Genomic DNA, 19,327 nt, shown 5'->3' with positions numbered 1-19,327 from the left:
GCAGGCGCCGATCCCGGTGGAAATGCGTACCTCGGTCTCCGGACCGAAGTACGCATAGATTCAGTCCTGAGATCCAGCCCCGGAATTCAATCCTGGCGCCGGACGCTGCCGGGCGCGCTGCCCCATGAACTGCTGCTGCTCGGCGGCTCCGATGACCAGACCGTAAACGATCGCGCATCTCCGGGTGCCGCTGCCGTCCGGCCCGAGTCCGACTCGGCTGAGCTTGACCCGGATGAAGGGGACGAGGCAGGCCGCACGGGTGAGGGTGCGGATGCCGGAGCAGGTGAAGGCTCGGGTACCGTGGCAGGCAAGGATGCCGGTGCTGCTGCATCGCGTATCGGCTGCGGTGCGGCCGGTTGGGGCACCGGACCGGCGCCGCTCGACGCGGCGGGCAGCGCCGGAAGCGGCTCATGGGATCGCGCCTCGCGAGCTGCTTGCACGCGGGGCTGCGGTTCCCGAGATGCTTGCGGCGTAGCTGCAGTTTCGCCGTCCACCACTGCGGAAGTTTCGGATCCCTCCACGGCGGCTGCATCCTCGCCGCGTCCCCGTCCGCCGCGCCGCCGCCGGCCGCGCCGGGAGCGCGTACTGCGTTCCCCACGCTCGCCGCGCGCATCGTTGACCGGCGCCGTCGCCGGTCCGGCCTGCGAGGTGTCCGCCGGAGTACTTGCCGATGCATTCGGCGCCGCGGCTATGCTGCCAACGGCAGGTGCAATCGCGGTGGATGCAATGCTCTGCCGAGGCATCGTTTCGGCCGAAGAACGATTGCGCTGACCCTGGCCGCGTGCCGCCGCTTGCGGCGCTTGATCGCGGGATTTGCGGTCTGGGCGCTGACCGTCACGACGAGCCTCCGGCGAGGCTCGATCCTTGGAGTCGGCGCGGCTACGGTCCCGATCGCGGCCATGCCGGCCCCGGTCTTGACGATCTCGATCGCGGCCATATCGGCCTTCCGAGCGCCCATGCCGCGATCCGGACGAGCGTGAGCCGGATTCGCGTTGCGAGGCGGAAGGTGCCGGCTGTTGTCCGATTCCCCCGAAGAGCAGACGCCAGAATTTCACAAAAATGCCGACCTGCACCGGCGTAGCCGCAGCGCGTTCCGCCTCGGCTTCGCGCGCGATCGTGGCCGGTGGCGGGGTGCTCGGCACGCCGGAGGCGACGACCACCGGTGTGGGTGCCACGGCGCCTCCATTGCGCCGGGTATCATCCAGGGATGGCAGCGGTGCGACCGGAATCTGGTGGCTGACCATGCTGTTTTCGGTCAATTGCGCCTCATCGTCACGCACGCGCCGAATGTCGTAGGCGGGGGTCTCCATGTACTTGTTGGGCACCAGCACGATGCGTGTCCGGCAGGAGGCCTCGATGTTGGCGAGCCATTCCCGTTTTTCATTCATCAGATAGGTCGCCACCTCCACCGGCAGCTGCGCGATGACCTTGACCGTACGATCCTTGCGGGCTTCCTCGCCGATCAGGCGCAGCAGAGCCAGTGCGAGGGAGTCGACGCTGCGGATCGAACCCATGCCGTTGCAGCGTGGACAGGCGATACTGGCGGATTCGCCGATGGAAGGGCGCAGGCGCTGGCGCGACAGTTCCAGGAGGCCGAAACGTGAAATGCGCCCGATCTGGATGCGGGCACGATCCTGCTTGACGGCTTCGCGCAGACGATCCTCGACCGCGCGCTGGTTTTTCTGGGACTCCATGTCGATGAAGTCGATGACGATCAGGCCGCCAAGATCGCGCAGCCGAAGCTGGCGAGCGATCTCGTCGGCAGCTTCCAGGTTGGTGTTCAGCGCTGTGGTTTCGATATCGGTGCCGCGAGTGGCGCGCGCGGAGTTGATGTCGATCGATACCAGGGCCTCGGTGGGATCGATAACGATCGAGCCGCCGGAAGGCAGGTTGACCTTGTGGGCGTGCGCCGATTCGATCTGGTTCTCGATCTGGAAGCGGGTGAACAGCGGCACGCTGTCTTCGTAGAATTTCAGTTTACGCAGACCCGCCGGCATGAAGCGCTGCATGTACTGCTGCGCCTCGGAAAACACTTCCTGGTGATCGATCAGGATCTCACCGATATCGTCGGCCAGATAGTCGCGCATTGCGCGGATGATCGCCTTGGACTCCTGGTAGATCAGAAAGGGCGCGGGACGATCCTGGGCGGCCTGGGCAATCGCGTTCCAGACCTCCTTTAGATTGTCGAGGTCCCATTGCAGCTCTTCGGCCGAGCGGCCCACGCCCGCGGTGCGGACGATGGCGCCCATTCCGTCGGGGATCTGTACGCGATCCAGTGCCTCGCGCAGCTGTTCGCGATCCTCGCCTTCGATGCGGCGGGATACACCGCCGGCGCGCGCGTTGTTGGGCATGAGGACCAGGAAGCGTCCGGCCAGGCTGATGAAGGTGGTAAGCGCGGCGCCCTTGTTGCCGCGTTCCTCCTTCTCGACCTGGACGATGAGCTCCTGGCCTTCGTCCAGCAACTCGCGGATGTTGGCTTTGCCTCCCGGCGACTGGCCGTCCTTGAAGTATTCGCGAGAGATTTCCTTCAGCGGCAAAAAGCCGTGACGTTCAGATCCATATTCGATGAAACAGGCTTCGAGGCTGGGTTCTATGCGGGTGATACGTCCCTTGTAGATATTGGCTTTCTTTTGACTGCGGGAAGGTATTTCGACGTCGAGATCGTAGATTTTTTGTCCATCAACCAGTGCGACGCGCAACTCCTCTTCCTGAGTTGCATTGACGAGCATTCGCTTCATGAGACCCTTCTGAATATTCAGGGGCCGCGAAATCATGCACGAGGGGAGCCAGCGGAACAGGTAAGTCGGAATCGGGGAATGAATTCATCCGATGTTTGCCTCTGCGGACGGTGAGGGTTGGGGATGCTGGTCGGTCGAACCCCCCGAGCCCGTCTGTTGGTCCGCGTATTCTTATCTGATTACGTGGTTGAGCCCGCTCTGTACGTTCCACGGTCACCCGGATCCCGAGTTGCAGGTCGCGGCGTGACCGCTTGCGCGGCCGAGCGATGATTCTACGCAAGCCTGCTACCGCGTCGTTTCACGACCAAGGCATCGCTGCGATGCCGGTGGCACGGGGCGGTCCGATGGGTCGGACCGGGCACAGGCCGTCGAGAAAATACTTGGCGAGGCAGGTTCGAGTGGAACCAACTAAGATGCAGCGCCTGTGGATCGATCCTCTCGAGAGTCCGGTCCGAGACGCCACGGATGAGCTGCGTGCTGTACCGGACTTCGAGTCCACGGTGCGGCGCGACAGCTGGAAAGCAGCGGGTAATATATCAGGGCAGATGGATTCCCTCAATGGTCAATCAATAGCTTACGTTCGATTCCAAGACGATACCCGCATGCCGAACTTTTCTCGCCCGCGCGGCCCCCGAAAGGCGCCTGCGAGCATCTCCTCACGTTCGTCCTCCCTGGGCCGTCCGGCCGGTGCCGCCCGGCCGGCGCCGCGTACCGCGCGCCGCGCTCATGTGCCTGAATCGGCCGGCGTGGTGGCCGATACGAAGATTGCCGGTCCACCGAGCGCCGGCTCGGCAGGCGGGCGCGAGATGCCGGCGGCATCGAAGGTGGCTTACGTGGAGGCCGGCGAGGGAGAGGCAGGACAGCGCATCGATAATTTCCTGGCCCGCATCCTCAAGGATGTGCCGCGCAGCCGGCTGTATCGAATCCTGCGCCGGGGCGAAGTCCGGATCAACGGCAAGCGTGCTGCCGCCTCACAGCGCCTGGCGGCAGGTGACCGCATCCGCCTGCCGCCGCTGCAGCGCAGCGCCTCCGCCGCGCAGCAGGATGTACCCAAGACACCTTCGCGCGCCCTGCGGGAATTCGTTACCGGGGCGGTGATCTACGAGGATCGCGATCTGATCGTACTGAACAAGCCCGCCGGCGTGGCGGTGCATGGCGGCAGCGGTCTGAATTTCGGCGTCATCGAAGCGCTGCGAGCTGCGTATCCACAACTTACGGAGCTGGAACTGGTGCATCGGCTGGATCGCGAGACCAGCGGTTGTCTGCTGGTCGCCAAGCGCCGTGCCGCGCTGCGTGAGCTGCACGCGTTGTTGCGCGAACGGCGCATGGAAAAGCGCTACCTGGCACTGGTCGTGGGCCGCTGGCCATTCGGCGCGAAAACGATCGACCTGCCCCTCATGACTCATCAGCGTCAGGGTGGAGAACGTGTGGTGCGTGTGCATGCGGCGGGGCGTGAGGCCTCGACGCGATTCGAGCCGCTGCGGCATTTCGGCAAAGCGGCAACCTTGCTGGATGTCTCCCTGGGAACCGGGCGGACCCATCAGATCCGGGTGCATGCCGCACATGCGGGCCACCCTATCGCAGGGGATGAAAAATACTGCGAACGCGACCTGGATGCGAAGATTCGGGCTGCGGGTTTGCAGCGCATGTTTCTGCATGCGCATTCGCTCAGCTTCACCCGAGCGGGTGCGGCTGTGCCGTTCACGATCACTGCCGCCTTGCCGCCGGAGTTGCAGTCGGTCCTGGACCGGCTGGCGCAGGGCTGATTGTCCGCGGGAGGCTGCGCAGCCGTGACTCCGGCTCGGTCGCTCCGAGACTGCGGTTCGGACCGTTCGGACGTTGCGGTTCCACCCTGGGCCGTCTCACCGCCGTGCGATTGGAATGCACGGCGGTGAGACGGCCCAGGGTGGAACTGATCGGCGCTTACGGACCGGCACCGAGAAGCCGGGAGCCGGGAGCAATGAGAGTGGGCGGTGCCAGTGCCAGTGCCAGTGCCAGTGTCAGGGCAGTATGAAGCCTTGCCGGCGTAACGCGCCGGCCAGCCAGATCAATGGCAGTCCGATCAAGCCCGTGGGGTCCTGTGATTCGATGCGCTCGAACAGGCTGATACCGAGTCCTTCCGCCTTGAATCCGCCGGCGCAGTCCAGGGGGTGCTCGCGCGCGACATAGCGCCGGATCTCCTCGTCGCTCAGGGAGCGGAAATGGACTATGGTCGTGTCCATGTGGGTTTCGGCCGGTCCGGCCCGCCACTGTCCTTGCGCCGGTTGCTCTCGTGGCGAACCGCTGTGCATTACGTGCACCGCGGTGTGGAAGATGACGCGCGTGCCGCTCAGCGAGCGCAATTGTTCTATGGCGCGCCCCTCGGAGCCGGGTTTGCCAAGTATCCGTCCGGCGCAGGTCGCCAGCTGATCCGAGCCGACAACGATACTGTCGGGCTGCCTTTGCGCGACAGCTTCGGCCTTGGCTTGCGCCAACCGGCCGGTGAGCGTCGCTGCATCCTCGCCGGGACGGGCGGATTCATCGACATCGGGGCGGCGGGTGGCGAAGGGCAGGCCAAGACGCTCCAGCAACTGGCGCCGGTAGGGTGATGTAGAGGCCAGGATCAGGCGCGGAGCGCCGGGCACGGGATCGTCACTTGGATTCAACGAGGGCCTCCAGCTTGGATCATCCCTTAGAAAAACAAACGTTTAGGTCATTTATTCTTTTGACACCCATCGGGGTCGCCGCTAGTATACGCGCCCCATGCTGCGTCCCTCGTCTGCCGCTGCCGATGTCCCTCGTGACGCGTTCGTGGACGCGGGCGCTCATGCGCGAGCGGAAAGCCGGATTTCGCGGCGGTTTTCTGGCGCCGAACTGCCTCGTCTGAGCGAGGCCGGCTTGCCGATCGGCTCGCAGGTCGAGGCTTGGTTTCAGTTTGCGCTGTTCGATGGGCGTCCGGTCATCGATGGTGCGGTATGCGGCCGCTTGGAGCTGATCTGTCAACGCTGCATGCGGCCCGTGACGCTCGAGGTGGATGAACCGTTGAAAGTGATGGTGCTCCAAGAGGAGTTCGATCAAGAGCCGGGCGGCTATGAGCCGGTCATATCGGATCCTGCTCGATTAGATCTGCGCTGGCTGGTCGAGGAGCAGATGCTGCTGGCGCTGCCGCTCGTACCCATGCATGAGCACGAGGATTGCGTCTCAGCCGGCGGTATGCCGCTGGTTGCGGTATTGCCGCAAGATGAGGCACCCGGGGAAACCCAGATGCCGTTTCATAATTTACGGGATTTGCTTCGCCGGCAATGACGTGCGGCCATGCGCCGCACCGCGGCGGCGGACGAAATATTTGACCGGTCTATTTAGCGGAGATCATGAATCATGGCAGTTCAAAAAAGCAGGAAGACGCCTTCCAAGCGTGGTATGCATCGTTCGCATGACGGGTTGGCGCGTCCGGCGCTGTCGGTCGATCCGACCTCGGGCGAGACCCACCTGCGTCATCGTATTACGCCGGATGGTTTTTATCGCGGCAAGAAAGTCATTGAGATCCGCGAGAAACCCGACGCAGAGTGACCCTCTGCCAAGGTTCCGTGCCTGAGGTCAGGGCGTTGCACCGGTCGCGGTATCGCCTGCCTTTGTGTTCACGTCCGGCGCTTTACCGATACTTTCTTGACTAATCACCGACCGATCACGATCGCCGTCGATGTCATGGGGGGCGATCATGGCCCTTCCGTCACCGTACCCGCGGTACTCGATGCGTTGCGCCGGCATGCCGACCTGCACATCGTGCTCGTCGGTCTGAGTGAGCCGACTCGTGCTGCGCTGGGCCGATCGAGCGCCTCGTTCGGCAGTCGGCTGCTCCTGCGGGAAGTGACCCAAGTGGTCTCCATGGACGAGCGGCCCCAGGATGCCTTGCGCAAAAAGAAGGATTCTTCGATGCGTGTGGCGCTGGATCTGGTCAAGAGCGGCGAAGCCGATGCCTGTGTCAGCGCCGGCAATACCGGCGCGCTGATGGCGACCGGCCGTTTCGTGCTCAAAACGATCGACGGTATCGATCGGCCGGCGATCATCTCGCGCATACGCGCCCGTCATGGATATACCCATATGCTGGACTTGGGTGCAAATGCCCAGTGCAGCGCCCAGCATTTGTTTCAGTTCGCCGTGATGGGGGCAGTTGTCGCCGGCGATATGGCGGGTATCGCGCAGCCGCGCATCGGCATACTCAATATCGGCGAAGAGGAGACCAAGGGCGACGGCGTCGTGCAGGAAGCCGCACGTCTGTTGTCGGCCAGCCAGCTCAATTACGTGGGCTTTGTCGAAGGCAACGATATTTTCTCCGGTGAGGCCGACGTGGTCGTGACCGATGGTTTCACGGGTAACGTAGCGCTCAAGGCCATAGAAGGCTTGGCCAACATGCTGGTGGGCGCCATCAAGGAACAATACACCGCCAATCCTTTGCGTTACCTTGGCGCGATCGCTTCCTGGCCGGCGCTGCGCTCACTGCGCCGGGAGTTCGATCCACGCACCTATAACGGGGCGAGCATGGTCGGATTGAACGGAGTGGTGGTCAAAAGCCATGGCAGCGCCGATGTGCTGTCGTTCGGCAATGCCATCGGAGTCGGGCTGGCGGAGGCGCAAAAGGGCGTGCCGACACGCATCGGCCAGATGCTACGCGAACAGCTGGCCCATGTTTCGGAACATATTTCTCCGCTGCTGCCGGCTTCGGAGCCGCATACCACCGAGGTTACGCATGCCGCCGGGGGTAGCTGCTAGACTGCGTCCATGAGGTTTTTTATGCCATGGCTCGCACGGTCCGTGTCCTGGCGCTCCGTCCACAATGCCGGCCCGAGCGCCGTCCCAGATATCATGTCGTTTTCCCCATACTGTTTTTTCAAGGCGATTCGCAGGTGCTGAGCGTGAACAGACTGCGGGCACAGGTGCTGATCGCAGGCTGGTTGCTGGTGTTGTGCGCCGCGCCATCGCCGGCTGCGACTTATGCGATTCCGGCAGACGGGGACACGATCATCGGTGATACCCACTATGTCACCGCTCGTCATGAGGATACCTTGCTCGACATCGGACGCCTGCATGGGGTGGGTTACGAGGAAATCGTCGCCGCGAATCCAGGTGTCGATCCCTGGCTGCCGGGCGAGGGGCAGCGGGTGCTGATTCCGTCACGCTATATTCTTCCGGACGGACCGCGTACCGGAGTCGTGGTAAGCCTGGCCGAGCATCGTCTTTATTATTATCCTCCGGTGCGCAGCGGTGAAGCGCCGGTCGTGAAGACCTATCCGATCAGCATCGGCAAGATGGACTGGAAAACACCTCTGGGCGAGACTCGGATCGTACAAAAGCGCGAGCGGCCGGCCTGGTATCCGCCCGAATCGGTGCGGCGCGAGCATGCCGCCGAAGGCAGACCGCTGCCTCGAGTCGTTCCACCGGGACCGGATAATCCACTGGGTAATTACGCCATGCGCCTGGGAATTCCTGGCGGCGCCTACCTCATTCATGGTACGAACCGTCCGGCCGGCGTGGGCATGCAAGTTACACATGGCTGCATCCGGCTGTTTCCCGAGGACATCGAGGAACTCTACAAACTGGTCCCGGTAAATACCCAGGTGCGCATGATCGATCAGCCGCTCAAGATGGGCTGGCGTGGCGATGAGCTCTACATGGAAGTGCATACCCCATTGGAGGGTACGCAGGATCCAGGGGTCCACAGCCTGACGAATATTACCCGCATGTTGGTTTCGGCTACCCAGGATCGCAGCGTGGTCATCGACTGGGCCAAGGCGGAAAAGCAGTTCATCGCGGCGACCGGTGTACCCGAGCCGGTCGTGCTGCACGCCATGACGACGCGGGTTTGGAACGATATCGAGGCGGAGTAAGGCGGCTCGTAAACCGTCCGCTTACTCCCCGCCAGCCCTGGAGATATCGGCCCGGGGAACGCCGACGCAGGATGACGTAGGGGGAGTAGTCGTGCGCATGAAGTTTCCATAGACTGCGCGCGCGGACCCTGCGGCAGAAGTCATCTATCTACACCGAGTTGGTCCATGGCCGAAACCGTGGGGTCCGTTTCTTCGGCCTGCGATAACGAGCGAGTGAAGCCGCCGACCTCCCGCCTGTCAGAATCTATATCTGTTTTTAGGTATTAATAATAACTAATTGAATGGATTATTATTTATAAGTTCCGAATGCCGGAATCCACGTGCAGGACGCACGAACGCCGTGAAATATAGAATGTGCGTGAGCGCCTGAAACGAAAACGCCGTGGCTGAAGGCCACGGCGTTCGTGTTCAGGCCAAAAGCCGTTCGAATTACTTCGATACGGACTTCTTGAACATGCGGTCGATCTTCTCGTTCGTCGCATCGCAGCAGGCCTGGCTGGCCTGGGCGGCGGACAGCGCCTGGTTGGCAGCGCTCTGCGCGCTGTCGGCAGCCGAACGAGCGGACTGAGCGGAGCTGGCGGCGGAATCAGCCGCAGCCTTCGCCGCCGCCGCATCCTGCACGGCCTTGTCGGCAGTGGCCCGGATTTCATCGATGGTCGCCTGAGAGACGCAACCGCTGGCCGCAACGAGTACTGCGGCAGCAACGCCCGCCTTCAGCGCGGTGGAGATGGCTTTCTTCATGATTTCTTTCCCCTTTATGGGTCGAATAAAAAAGGACCAGAGCGACTAAATTTCACTCGCCTCTCAATCCGCGGGACTCATAGGACGGCCCCGTGGATATCACCACAAAAACTTCTTTTTTATGAAAGCTTCCGGGCGCGAGCCGAAGTCCCAGAATACAAGATTGCCACGTAGCGATAAAGCTTATGTTGCGATGCGTAGCTGGACGGCGACAGTAGAGGAGCGGGTGGTTCGGTCATGAGTGGATAAGGATCATCCTGGATTGACAATGACGACATCGCCGCAGCCCCGTCATGCAGCTGGACATGGCAATGCGATGTCAGCGCCAGCAGCCGAGTATGGGCAGCCTGCTCAATTTAGAGGTTACCCTAAATCATCGGGGCCGTTTTCACCAACACTCAGTCGCTGTACCGCTGCCTCCAGCGATCGTGCGCTGCCCGGTTTCATTCAAAACAAAACTCATACATCTGGCATCGTCAAGTTGACTGGCAAGGGGGGGCGCCTGCAGGGTAAATGTCGTGCTTTCAAGCGTCGCCGTCACCCGGTAGCGACCGTTCGGCGTATCGAAACTGCCGCCATCGTCAAATTGGTTAGCAGCGGCACAGTCGGCACTGTTGTAACTCAGATAGCGCGTAAAACACTTTTCCAACGCTTGCGCTGTTTGTTCCAAGGCGATTTTACCCTCGGCACGATTGGATCGCCGGACCTGCTGCTGATAGCTCGGATAGGCGATGGCTGCCAGGATGCCAATGACGACAATGACGATTAGTAGCTCGATCAGTGTGATACCAGAGATCCTGTTCATAGTTACTATCTACTCGTCTCAGCGAATTTGACGCCACGATTGGCGACCGTGGCCACCCGCACCCGGATTTTCCACGGTCACTTGAATATTGCCGCTGGTTCCCGGGGTGTACTTATACTGAACCTCTCGTGCATCGATGATCGCCGGCTGCTGGATGATGCCCTCGGTGGAGCCGATACCGGATGGTGGTATCAGTACGCCGTCATGCTCGATCATGTCCTGTTCATCGAATAGGCCATCGCGGTTGAGGTCGAATGGCGGGAAATTCAAACGACTGCCGTTTAGCAGATCCAGCTCCATCAGCCAGCCGCCGCCGCCGAACGCGCAAGGGTCGGGATCTGGGATCATGGTGGTGAAGATGATCCGACCATCGCGAACCACGGGATTGGAGACCTGTTTTTCGGCCTGATAGCCGTTGATTGGTGACACCAGGTCCAAATACCAACCGCGATGCGTCAGAAGTTGACTGTCCGACGTGAGACGATAGTCGATCGATTCACCATCGATGTCGAGCTGTCCTTCAGCGATGATCTCTTGCTCGAGCAGGGTGTTACGCCCCCTGATTAGATCAGTCGACGTCCCTGAGTTGCGATCGATGATGCCATAGAAAGTCTGACGTCGTTCGGGCGTGAGTTCCTTGTCTTCGTGCTCGAAGAATTTACCGGTGCCGAACAGTACCATCATACCGATACCGTGCGGACCACGAGCAACTTCGGGGCGTACGGTGATCGGCTGAGTGTACTCGCCGGCATCGGCCAAATCGCCATCCTTGTTGGCATCGTAGCCGGCGATGTACAGCGGCTCTGGTGCAGAGATTGTGCCGTATGGGATAGCCCAATTATTCTCGTCGATGTTGGTGAGGTCGAACTTCCATAGATTGCCGAACAAATCGCCTGCATAAATATAGTCGACGATAGAGTCGCCATTGAGATCTACCGCAGCAGGAGTGGCCAGGCCGTTCGGTCTGTTGGCGCCAGTCGGATCCTGGCTGGTACCGACGTTAGTATTGATCTTTTTTATAAGAGCTCCGGTCTCGATATCGACGATATATAGCGCCGCCTGACCAGTCGTACTGGTATGCGCATCGGAGGTCGTATTGTTGTAGCCGTTGCCGAATATAGCGACCCACCGCCAAGTATTAGCCCCTGCACGAACTTTAACGATAGCTGGTTGACTATAGGTGTAGCCTAGATCTGCGTCGTCTTCATCTGTAAATTCCCACAGCAAAAGACTTTCCGGTGTGGCTTCAGAAATACTGTCTGGATTAGTGATATCCAGAGCGTAGATCCCCTGTCCGCCTTTATTGAGGCCGCCGACGAGTACGGTTCGCCACTGACCGTCGAAAAATACATCACCCATATTGGGTGAACCATCCACATAAAAGCGATGGCTATAGTTCTGTTGCGCAAGTAGTGGCAAGTTTGCGAACACCGGACTTGGGATGAACGCAAAGCGCTCTATGCCGGTAGTAGCATCGAAGGCATGCAGCATGCCGTCGTTGGCCCCGACATAAACCATGTGTCGGCGTGCAGTCGGACTGGTCGATAATGCGGTACGGAAGGCGGAATACGGTGCGCTTTCCAGCGAGTCCCGGTAATTGAACGGTGGACGCCCTACGAAGATGGGAGCAGAGGAGACGATGTCGCCGAGTTTGCTGGTGCGCGCCCGGAATTGACTGGCACCGGTGCCTTCCAAGGTGCCGCTACCACGCAGGTATGCCACGAGATTTTGGCCGATGGTTGCATCAGAATTCAGTTGATTTTGGCGTGTGGTATCGAGTGAATTCCAGCGGAACGCTGTGGCGCTGCCATCGGAATTCGCTGTAATGATGCGACGGCTATTCTGCTCGGGAAGATTCTGTGACGCTCGCCACTGCGCCGGCATAATCAACTCACCCGTTTCCTCGCTGAGGCGATACGACAGCAGTTCGCCGGTCCATTCGCCGGTATTGAATAGAGCTTGATAGGCACGAGTGTCACTGCTGATCGATCCACTGTTGATCGACGCCGCAGAGGCAGAGGTTGCGCGTCTCATGATGTCCTGGAATGCCTTGCGCAATTGCTCGCTCAGTTTTAGAGCGTTAGTGACCAGGAAATAATTATCCGGAACGCCGTCGCCGTCCGCATCCCATTTGGACGGTTCGTCGGGTATGTGCGTCCGGTCGCCTGCGGCCAGGTGTGACTCATCGAAGCCACCCCACTTGGCGGCGTACCATAAAGGATCCTTAAGTAGCGTCGCGGCTGCCGATGAGCCTGAGGTGAATGTGCGTGCGTTGTTAAGCGGAAGCGCCTGTCCGTCATTCCAGCGCCCGGTTCCGCTACTTGGGGCAGGGGGCGTTCCTGTGAAAGCAGGGGGCGTATCTAGAAAGTAGTCCACATCGTTCCCCGCAGCGGTGTCTACGTCGCGTACGACGAGATACGTTCCATCAGCCGTGGTACCGGAAATGATGTATCCCATATGCTGAATGATTCCACCCGCGGCATATTCAGAGGTCACCGTTACCGTCACGGTCCCATCACCGTTCACTACATAGTCGTAGACGGCAATGGCATCCATATCATGATCTGCGCCTTGCTCGACGTCTTCGAAGTTGACACGAAATCGACCGCTGGTAGGCGTGAGTGACTCCACATAGAAATCGACGATCTGATTCGTTGGCTGGAATCTACCTTGAGTTCTATCGATCCCTAGATCGTCTACTGATTTAGCGAAGGGCACCAATGTGATCGTTCCGTTGTTGGTCGGAATCTCGATGCGTGGCAATGGCGAAGCCAATGCCACTGCAAAAGTGTTAACGTTCTGATCTCCAGCGGATGAATTTAACGTGCCGAGATTTGTAGTGCGGCCATGATAGGCCACACTTGCAGAGTAGTATCCGCCAAGTTTAGTAGGTTCTTCAGGAGCGAGTCCGCGAATATTGCCAAAGCTACTAACGATTTTTGGGGTCGGTGCGCCGTCGGTATTGGCGCCAGATTGGCCGATAAATATATTTTGCGGTCCACCGTATTCCTGATTCCAGATCGTCTGCCCGAGGTTGGCAGCATGCAGTCCGCCAACGTCATCACTGGGGGTTGGGTAAAGAGCATTGGGAAATGCTGTGCCCGGAATCTCATCGGTGTCATACGAGGGATTGATGTCGCTGACTACTGTCTGGAATGGTTTGGCGCAGGAGTACTGATTCGCATTCGGGTTATTGTATGGATTGATCCAACTGACTACCGGTAAGCCGAGAGCCTTGTCGGTACCATTGGTCGCTACCGGAAATATGGCGGACGTACGACCTGCGAAATAGCGAAAAGACTCATACATCATTTCAGCGACTGGATTACCCCAGTCCTGTACTTCTCCGTTGTTCGGCGGGCGAGTAGTAATCCATGCATTTGGCCAGCCGGGAGAATAGGTATAGTCGCCTTGTGTGAATTGTGTGATCCGTAATTGATTTATGCTGCGAATAATGCCGGACGATCCGGTTGTGATAAAGGTGCCATCGTTGGCTTTGATTTCATCGGAGATGGATTGAATGTTTTTTCTGAGTACGCCGCCCCGCAGGTTATTGTCGTAGGAACCAGTGAGCAGGCCGAAGTACATCGAGTCGTTTTCTCCGAATTCTTGTAACAGACCGATCGGCTTATAATTTCCATTAGCATACTGACGGCAGTTTTCCTCAAGCAGATTAGCTACGCATACGCGGACACGTACAGTGCGTTCGGTCGGGCTTACGGATGTACGAATTTCTTTGCCATCATTAGAGTTCACGCCGGTGACGATTGCATTGCCGGCGACAGGCTGTTCGATACTGACCCAGTTCCAGATGCGTACCGTTTGGTTGAGAAGGTAGCGCAGACGAGGTCGTTGTTGTGAGTCGTTCAGTATTGTAGTGTTGGCGAATAGATGCCGTCTGCTAGAAGTCGGTAAGTCGAGTGGCGTGTAGTTTCGAATATCATAGCCATCGACAGCAATGCTGGTGTACTCCTTACCCCAGCTGTGAGCATCCTGGGGGATATGGCTGCGCTCCAGAATTGTGTCGCTTGAAGTATCCGTCGAACGAAATCCGCCGTAGAGTACTTTGCGTAGCGCGTCAATACGAGAGGTCGTTAGATAGTTAAGAAAATCGCCACTCCACTGACCTGAGCACTGCTTGTTTGATGTAAAGCTCCGCGGTTCAAAAATATCACTTGCGTAGTCATAGCACTTATAAGAGTCGAAATAGCCGTAGTAGTCGATCGAGGGTTTGTATCGAATGTCCAGCACTCCATCGCCGTCTAGATCTGACGCATCGTTATATGCTTCGTAATATAGTTTGTGGTCACGCCCTAGCACGATCATGTTGAGCGGAGGAACGCTCTGCGGCAAGAAAATCGGCACATCTTGTAACGCTAGCGGCGCACCCACCGAGATTCCTGACAGCAGTACAGTCCCGGTGGCTACGGTTGCCCATCCTGCTTTCTTAATCATTCGCTTGAGCTGAACCTTAAACATGTTCGAGTCCTGGAGATGACTGTTCTGGATTACTGGAATCGGCGGGTGTAAGTGCTTTGAAGGACAGATTCCGCCTTGTCCGTAGCGCCAAAGCCGCGTGATGTAACGCGATAATAAGTCTTGCCGGTTGGGGCTCCCTGGCCGACGGTCAGGCTATCGGGTACAAAGGCTAATTCCTCGACGACTGCTTGCGGCTGCTCGTGGACTATATCGAGATTATCTTCACCTTCCATGAAGATACGCCCATGCGAATCCCACCAGTTCTTGTCCAGATAACGAAGATCTGCTGGTAGTACGTCGATCTGATAGACCTGACAGCCTGGAGATGAGCACGGGTCGGGTTGCACGCTTAGCTGATCGAGCATTTCTTCCGAATTACGTAGTCCAGCTTCTGATGCCTGAAATGCAACGTCCATATCTCGTGTAGCACCAGCCATGCGTTCTTGCATGCGGGTTGCCTGACTGGCGCTGAGGGCAAGAATCGTCATCACCAGGAGCACGAGCAAGCTGACGACCAGCACAGTTCCTTGCTGCGAGGTAGGTGATGTAGACAATATCGTCGAGCGATTCATCTTTATAGAGCCTTGTTTCGTAGCGTGACTGTCGTAACAAATAGCTCGCGCATGCGACGATCATTGAAAGGACCTACTGGCGTTCCGAGCATGTCATAGGTGCGAGCATCGACATCGGTGCCATACTCGTTGGTGGAGCGTACGAGGAGCGCGATATTTACGCTGATCACATCCTCCCAGGAGCTTACATCGTTAGCGATCGAGTATCGGTCGACGCGCCGGTCACCGTTGGTATCCTCGCCGAAACGCACTTCGATTCGCTGTACGCCTTCTGCAAGCTCTTCCGCAGCCGAGGTGCTACTGACGCGGCGCCACAGAGCTGGCCCGGTGCCGAAATTGCTGTCAGCGATGAAATAAATAGTGGTATCAAACGGTATAATTTCTGCGTTTTCTCGAAACGGATAACTTAGATCGACAGTCGAGTTTAGCCAGGTGCCACCAGCTTCACGGGTGATTAGTCCACTGTCATAAGAAGCAACCTGAAAGAAAGCTCGGCCTTCGCAATCGGCAATCATGGCTACATCGCCCGCTGACAAGGGTGCAGGGGAGACGGTTGTTACAGCTAGGTCGTCGGTTGCCGTAGCCATGCTGCTCGTTAATCTTACCGGTAAGGCACCTCGGCGCGGTGCTCTAACAACGAGAATGTCACTTTCATTGAGACGATTAGGCGTGACCGCATCAATATCTGTGCCTAGTGCAGGAGCCCAGTTTCCAGTAGACATCCAATCGAAACCTTGCACAGGTACAGCCATATTCCAAAGAATATGGGCTTCGTTCAAAGTCGTGCTGGCATTCACGACGCCGCGAGCGCAGCCGATATAGCCTGCAGACCGTAGATCATGCACGATTTGGTTCAGTGCATAACGGCCATTTTCCTGTACGCGAGAAAGTTGATCGGTCGATTCATAAGTTTTTCTGGAGCTTGTGAACATGGACAGAACGCCACCCATGATCAAAAGACCAAGTAACATACCGATCATGATCTCGATCAAGCCGAAGCCGAGTTCGCGCTGATAGCGGGGGCGGCGGATCTGCTGCATATCAGATCTCCGTACTCGTTTGGAACTCGACGGGATCAGCATCGCCGCGCTCTCTCCATTGGATAGTGATTGTGAAGACATTACCGGTGATGCGATCAACGCTTCCAGTGCCATTCGGAAGTTGCTGAGCCAGTGTAGTGCGCCATGCGGTCAGGTCGTCTTCAGGAATGGTCGTACCCGTTCCGGGACTAGTGTCGATCTCCAGGTTATATTGGTCATTCAAGGCAGCCGTGCGGTTAGCACGCATGCGATCGGCAATGTCAGCAGCTAAAACACTTGCCTGAGTACGGATGGTTGCGTCTTTGTTGTTGCGTAAGCTAACCAATTGCAGCCCTGCGATACCCAATAGCCCTACAGAGATTACAACGAGAGTTACAAGAACCTCGATCAGGGTAGTACCGTAGCTGCGGTGTTTCGCCCTCGGAAGTACATGTCGTCGCTTAGCCATTACGAACACCCGATTTTCTTCGAGCCGATACGACCGGTCTGTGAGATTTCGATCTGACGCGCATTATTGCCAGTACATCCTGGCCTGCTGAGTTCAAAAGTCAGCAGGCCTGCTGCATCGGATGCGCCTCCTGGTAGATAGCGAATGAAGACGCTGTCAGTATCGAGTAGTAGATTCAAGCCGTGGCTGATGGCTGGCCACACTTGGATGATATCTTCACCAGCATCCAGCGTTCCGGGGTTCGTCGGGTCTATGAATGCGATCCAGCCTGAATTCCAGTTTTCCGCATCTTCCTCGCAGGCGTTCTGTGCGCTGTTCGACACACAGAGACTTACCGGGAGTCCTCGCTTTAACGCTTCGCTCCGAGCGATCGTTAGCGCTGTAACAAATTCGTTGGTCTGTGCAGCGATCTGGTTGTTACGGATTATCTGTGTGAATGCGGGGACGCCTATACCCAACAGGACAGCCAGGACGGTAATGGCCACCATGAGCTCCAGCAGCGTGAAGCCGGCGGCGCGGGTGGGCCTTGAGCGCTTGTGTCGGGTTTTTCGCATGGCACGGACTATTAAGGAGCTCGTGTTTGTCGTCGAGCGGCATCCGATCAACGGCGGGTCCTGGAGGACGGGCGGTCGAGGTGTCGATGTTCTGTCAAACCAGCGTAATGCACCTGCGATGGTGTCAGTAGACTGCGAATGTGACGAGGTTCACAACGTTGCGCGCTTGGTGTCTTCGCGCCGGCAAGAGAATCGGGCGATGAGCTTGACCGCCCTTGGCCGGCAGGCCTGCCGCTCGAAGTGGATTCGGCCTGGTGCATTCATCCGGGCGGGGCCTCGACGAGGGTTGCTTTCGCTCGTTTACCTGTATATAAATATAGTCGCTGGCCATCCATACAGGACCGAAACGCATGTCCGAACTGACGCCACGACAGCGCGAAATACTCAAATTGATTCGGGAAACGATCAACGATTCCGGCATGCCGCCGACCAGAGCGGAGATCGCCGAGGCGTTCGGTTTCAAGTCGCCCAACGCGGCCGAGGAACATCTGCGTGCCCTGCAGCGCAAGGGAGTGATCGATCTCATCCCGAGTACCTCCCGCGGAATCCAGCTCAAGGATTCGCTGCGCGAGCAGTTGGGTCTGCCGCTGATCGGCCGGGTTGCGGCCGGTCGACCGATACTGGCGCAGGAGCACATCGAGGACCGCTACCAGATCGATCCGAAGATCTTCCAGCCGCACGCGGACTATCTGCTCAAGGTCAAGGGCATGAGCATGAAGGATATCGGCATCCTCGATGGCGACCTGGTCGCCGTGCATCGCACGCCCGAGGTGCGCAACCGGCAGGTGATCGTTGCCCGCCTCGATGACGAGGTCACGGTCAAGCGCTACAAGCACGAAGGCAAGATCGTGTGGCTGTTGCCGGAGAACGAAGAGTTCGAGCCGATCCGCGTCGATCTCAAGGAACAGTCGTTGGTAATCGAGGGGGTGGTCGTCGGCGTCCTGCGTCACGGAAAATCAAAGGGGCTGTTTCAGTAGCCGGATCCGGCGATTTTCTCGGGTATTTGAGTGCGCTCTGAGCCGATTGCGAGCACAAAGTACGGGCGCTCGAGCTGGGGGGAAGATGGTGGGCATTGGAACCTGAATGCCTGGATGAGCGTTTCAACATACCCGGACTTCGGAAAGTACAGGGAGTGTTTTCGAAGCATAGTGATTTTAATGGGGGTGCCGGCCAGGCCGTTGGTCCGCGTAATCTGCGGATGTCATGGTGGACGCTGGTATCGGATCGGCAAGCAGGCAATAATCCTCTGCTTCGCGAGGCGACCGTTGCATTCATCCACGGATTCAATCACCAGGGCTTTGCCCGAGGGCTTGCATGGCAACCAAGACTAAGAAAGCGCCGGCTATCGACATCGGCATCAAGGGTTCCGATCGGGAAAAGATTGTACATGGCCTCTCGGCGCTGCTGGCCGACAGCTATACCCTGTACCTGATGACGCATAACTTCCACTGGAATGTTACGGGTCCGATGTTCAACAGCCTGCACCAGATGTTCATGGGTCAGTACACGGAACAGTGGAATGCGCTGGACTTGATCGCCGAGCGTATCCGGGCGCTCGGCCATCCCGCGCCAGGCACCTACCATACCTTCGCCAAGATGACTTCGATCAAGGAAGTCGAGGGTGTCCCGCAAGCGGCCGACATGGTGCGCCACCTGGTTGCAGCCCAGGAGGCCACGGCACGCACCGCGCGCAAGCTGTTTCCGATCGTCGATGAGGCGAACGATCAGCCCACGGCCGATCTGCTGACCCAGCGTCTGGAAGTACACGAAAAAACCGCCTGGATGCTGCGTAGTCTGTTGGAGGACTGAATCGGCCGGCAGGACGCCGGTATGCGCAAGCGCCGGCGTCCACTCCGAGTCCCGGCTTCCGATCGGACCCCGGCTGTCGGCTCCGACGCCCGGCAGCGGACCCTTTGGAGCGTGACCAGCGGCATCGGCCGCCCGCAAGGGAGGGGCGGCCTGACCTGGGTGATGACCGCGCTTGCGCCCCGACTTTATCTCTCCTGCCCCAGGTTCTCGATCAACCCCCGTTCTTTATCTGGCCCGGTTATACCTGGCCGCTCGCCGCTGGCCGCTCGCCGCATGC

The 19,327-nt window shown here is 58.7% G+C and carries 16 protein-coding genes; 7 read left to right on the top strand and 9 right to left on the bottom strand.

Annotation, left to right across the window (positions count from 1 at the left end):
* Positions 1-86: 86 nt before the first annotated feature.
* Complete coding sequence (locus ACG33_RS09255) at positions 87-2,738, bottom strand: Rne/Rng family ribonuclease (RefSeq protein ID WP_168160054.1); 2,652 nt, start codon at positions 2,736-2,738, stop codon at positions 87-89.
* 602 nt (positions 2,739-3,340) lie between these two features.
* Here ACG33_RS09255 and ACG33_RS09250 point away from each other — a divergent pair.
* Entirely contained in the window at positions 3,341-4,504 is a 1,164-nt protein-coding gene (locus ACG33_RS09250) for an RluA family pseudouridine synthase (RefSeq protein ID WP_210398986.1), read from the top strand.
* 234 nt (positions 4,505-4,738) lie between these two features.
* Here the strand turns inward: ACG33_RS09250 and ACG33_RS09245 are convergent, their stop codons facing one another.
* Positions 4,739-5,383, bottom strand: a complete 645-nt coding sequence (locus ACG33_RS09245) for a Maf family protein (RefSeq protein ID WP_237392603.1) — start codon at positions 5,381-5,383, stop codon at positions 4,739-4,741.
* A gap of 97 nt (positions 5,384-5,480) precedes the next feature.
* On the opposite strand from ACG33_RS09245, the gene ACG33_RS09240 reads away from it, so the two are divergent.
* The 4 genes from ACG33_RS09240 (at position 5,481) to ACG33_RS09225 (ending at position 8,602) form a co-directional block, all read left to right on the top strand.
* Positions 5,481-6,023, top strand: a complete 543-nt coding sequence (locus ACG33_RS09240) for a YceD family protein (RefSeq protein WP_066920603.1) — start codon at positions 5,481-5,483, stop codon at positions 6,021-6,023.
* A gap of 72 nt (positions 6,024-6,095) precedes the next feature.
* Positions 6,096-6,287: a 50S ribosomal protein L32 gene (rpmF, locus tag ACG33_RS09235; protein WP_066920601.1), complete on the top strand. Its 192-nt coding sequence runs from the start codon at positions 6,096-6,098 to the stop codon at positions 6,285-6,287.
* 135 nt (positions 6,288-6,422) lie between these two features.
* Positions 6,423-7,487: a phosphate acyltransferase PlsX gene (gene plsX / locus ACG33_RS09230; protein ID WP_066920599.1), complete on the top strand. Its 1,065-nt coding sequence runs from the start codon at positions 6,423-6,425 to the stop codon at positions 7,485-7,487.
* A gap of 26 nt (positions 7,488-7,513) precedes the next feature.
* A complete protein-coding gene (locus ACG33_RS09225; protein ID WP_066920597.1) occupies positions 7,514-8,602 on the top strand; it encodes a L,D-transpeptidase family protein in 1,089 nt (362 codons plus the stop codon).
* Between the two features lie 429 nt (positions 8,603-9,031).
* Here the strand turns inward: ACG33_RS09225 and ACG33_RS09220 are convergent, their stop codons facing one another.
* The 7 genes from ACG33_RS09220 to ACG33_RS09190 form a co-directional block, all read right to left on the bottom strand.
* Positions 9,032-9,343, bottom strand: a complete 312-nt coding sequence (locus ACG33_RS09220; RefSeq protein WP_066920595.1) for an alanine-zipper protein — start codon at positions 9,341-9,343, stop codon at positions 9,032-9,034.
* A 388-nt stretch (positions 9,344-9,731) separates the two neighbouring features.
* Entirely contained in the window at positions 9,732-10,148 is a 417-nt protein-coding gene (locus tag ACG33_RS09215) for a type IV pilin protein (RefSeq protein WP_066920593.1), read from the bottom strand.
* 18 nt (positions 10,149-10,166) lie between these two features.
* Positions 10,167-14,627, bottom strand: a complete 4,461-nt coding sequence (locus ACG33_RS09210; RefSeq protein ID WP_066920591.1) for a pilus assembly protein — start codon at positions 14,625-14,627, stop codon at positions 10,167-10,169.
* 29 nt (positions 14,628-14,656) lie between these two features.
* The gene (locus ACG33_RS09205; protein ID WP_083536650.1) at positions 14,657-15,199 is read right to left on the bottom strand and encodes a pilus assembly PilX family protein; all 543 of its coding nucleotides are present in this window, start codon (positions 15,197-15,199) and stop codon (positions 14,657-14,659) included.
* A 2-nt stretch (positions 15,200-15,201) separates the two neighbouring features.
* Positions 15,202-16,239, bottom strand: coding sequence for a PilW family protein (locus tag ACG33_RS09200; protein WP_066920587.1), 1,038 nt, complete (start codon positions 16,237-16,239; stop codon positions 15,202-15,204).
* Between the two features lies 1 nt (position 16,240).
* Entirely contained in the window at positions 16,241-16,687 is a 447-nt protein-coding gene (pilV, locus tag ACG33_RS09195; protein ID WP_066920585.1) for a type IV pilus modification protein PilV, read from the bottom strand.
* Entirely contained in the window at positions 16,687-17,241 is a 555-nt protein-coding gene (locus tag ACG33_RS09190) for a GspH/FimT family pseudopilin (protein ID WP_157071857.1), read from the bottom strand. Before ACG33_RS09190 ends, pilV begins: the two co-directional genes overlap by 1 nt.
* Positions 17,242-17,591: 350 nt before the next feature.
* Between ACG33_RS09190 and lexA the strand changes: the two genes are divergently transcribed.
* Together lexA and ACG33_RS09180 are read left to right on the top strand one after the other, a co-directional pair.
* Entirely contained in the window at positions 17,592-18,218 is a 627-nt protein-coding gene (gene lexA, locus ACG33_RS09185; protein WP_066920581.1) for a transcriptional repressor LexA, read from the top strand.
* A 337-nt stretch (positions 18,219-18,555) separates the two neighbouring features.
* Positions 18,556-19,050, top strand: coding sequence for a Dps family protein (locus tag ACG33_RS09180; RefSeq protein WP_066920579.1), 495 nt, complete (start codon positions 18,556-18,558; stop codon positions 19,048-19,050).
* The last annotated feature ends 277 nt before the right edge of the window (positions 19,051-19,327 follow it).

It is taken from the genome of Steroidobacter denitrificans, assembly GCF_001579945.1.
Taxonomy (GTDB): domain Bacteria; phylum Pseudomonadota; class Gammaproteobacteria; order Steroidobacterales; family Steroidobacteraceae; genus Steroidobacter; species Steroidobacter denitrificans.
Note: the sequence above shows the minus strand (reverse complement) of the source record. Positions and strands in the feature narration are given on the sequence as shown.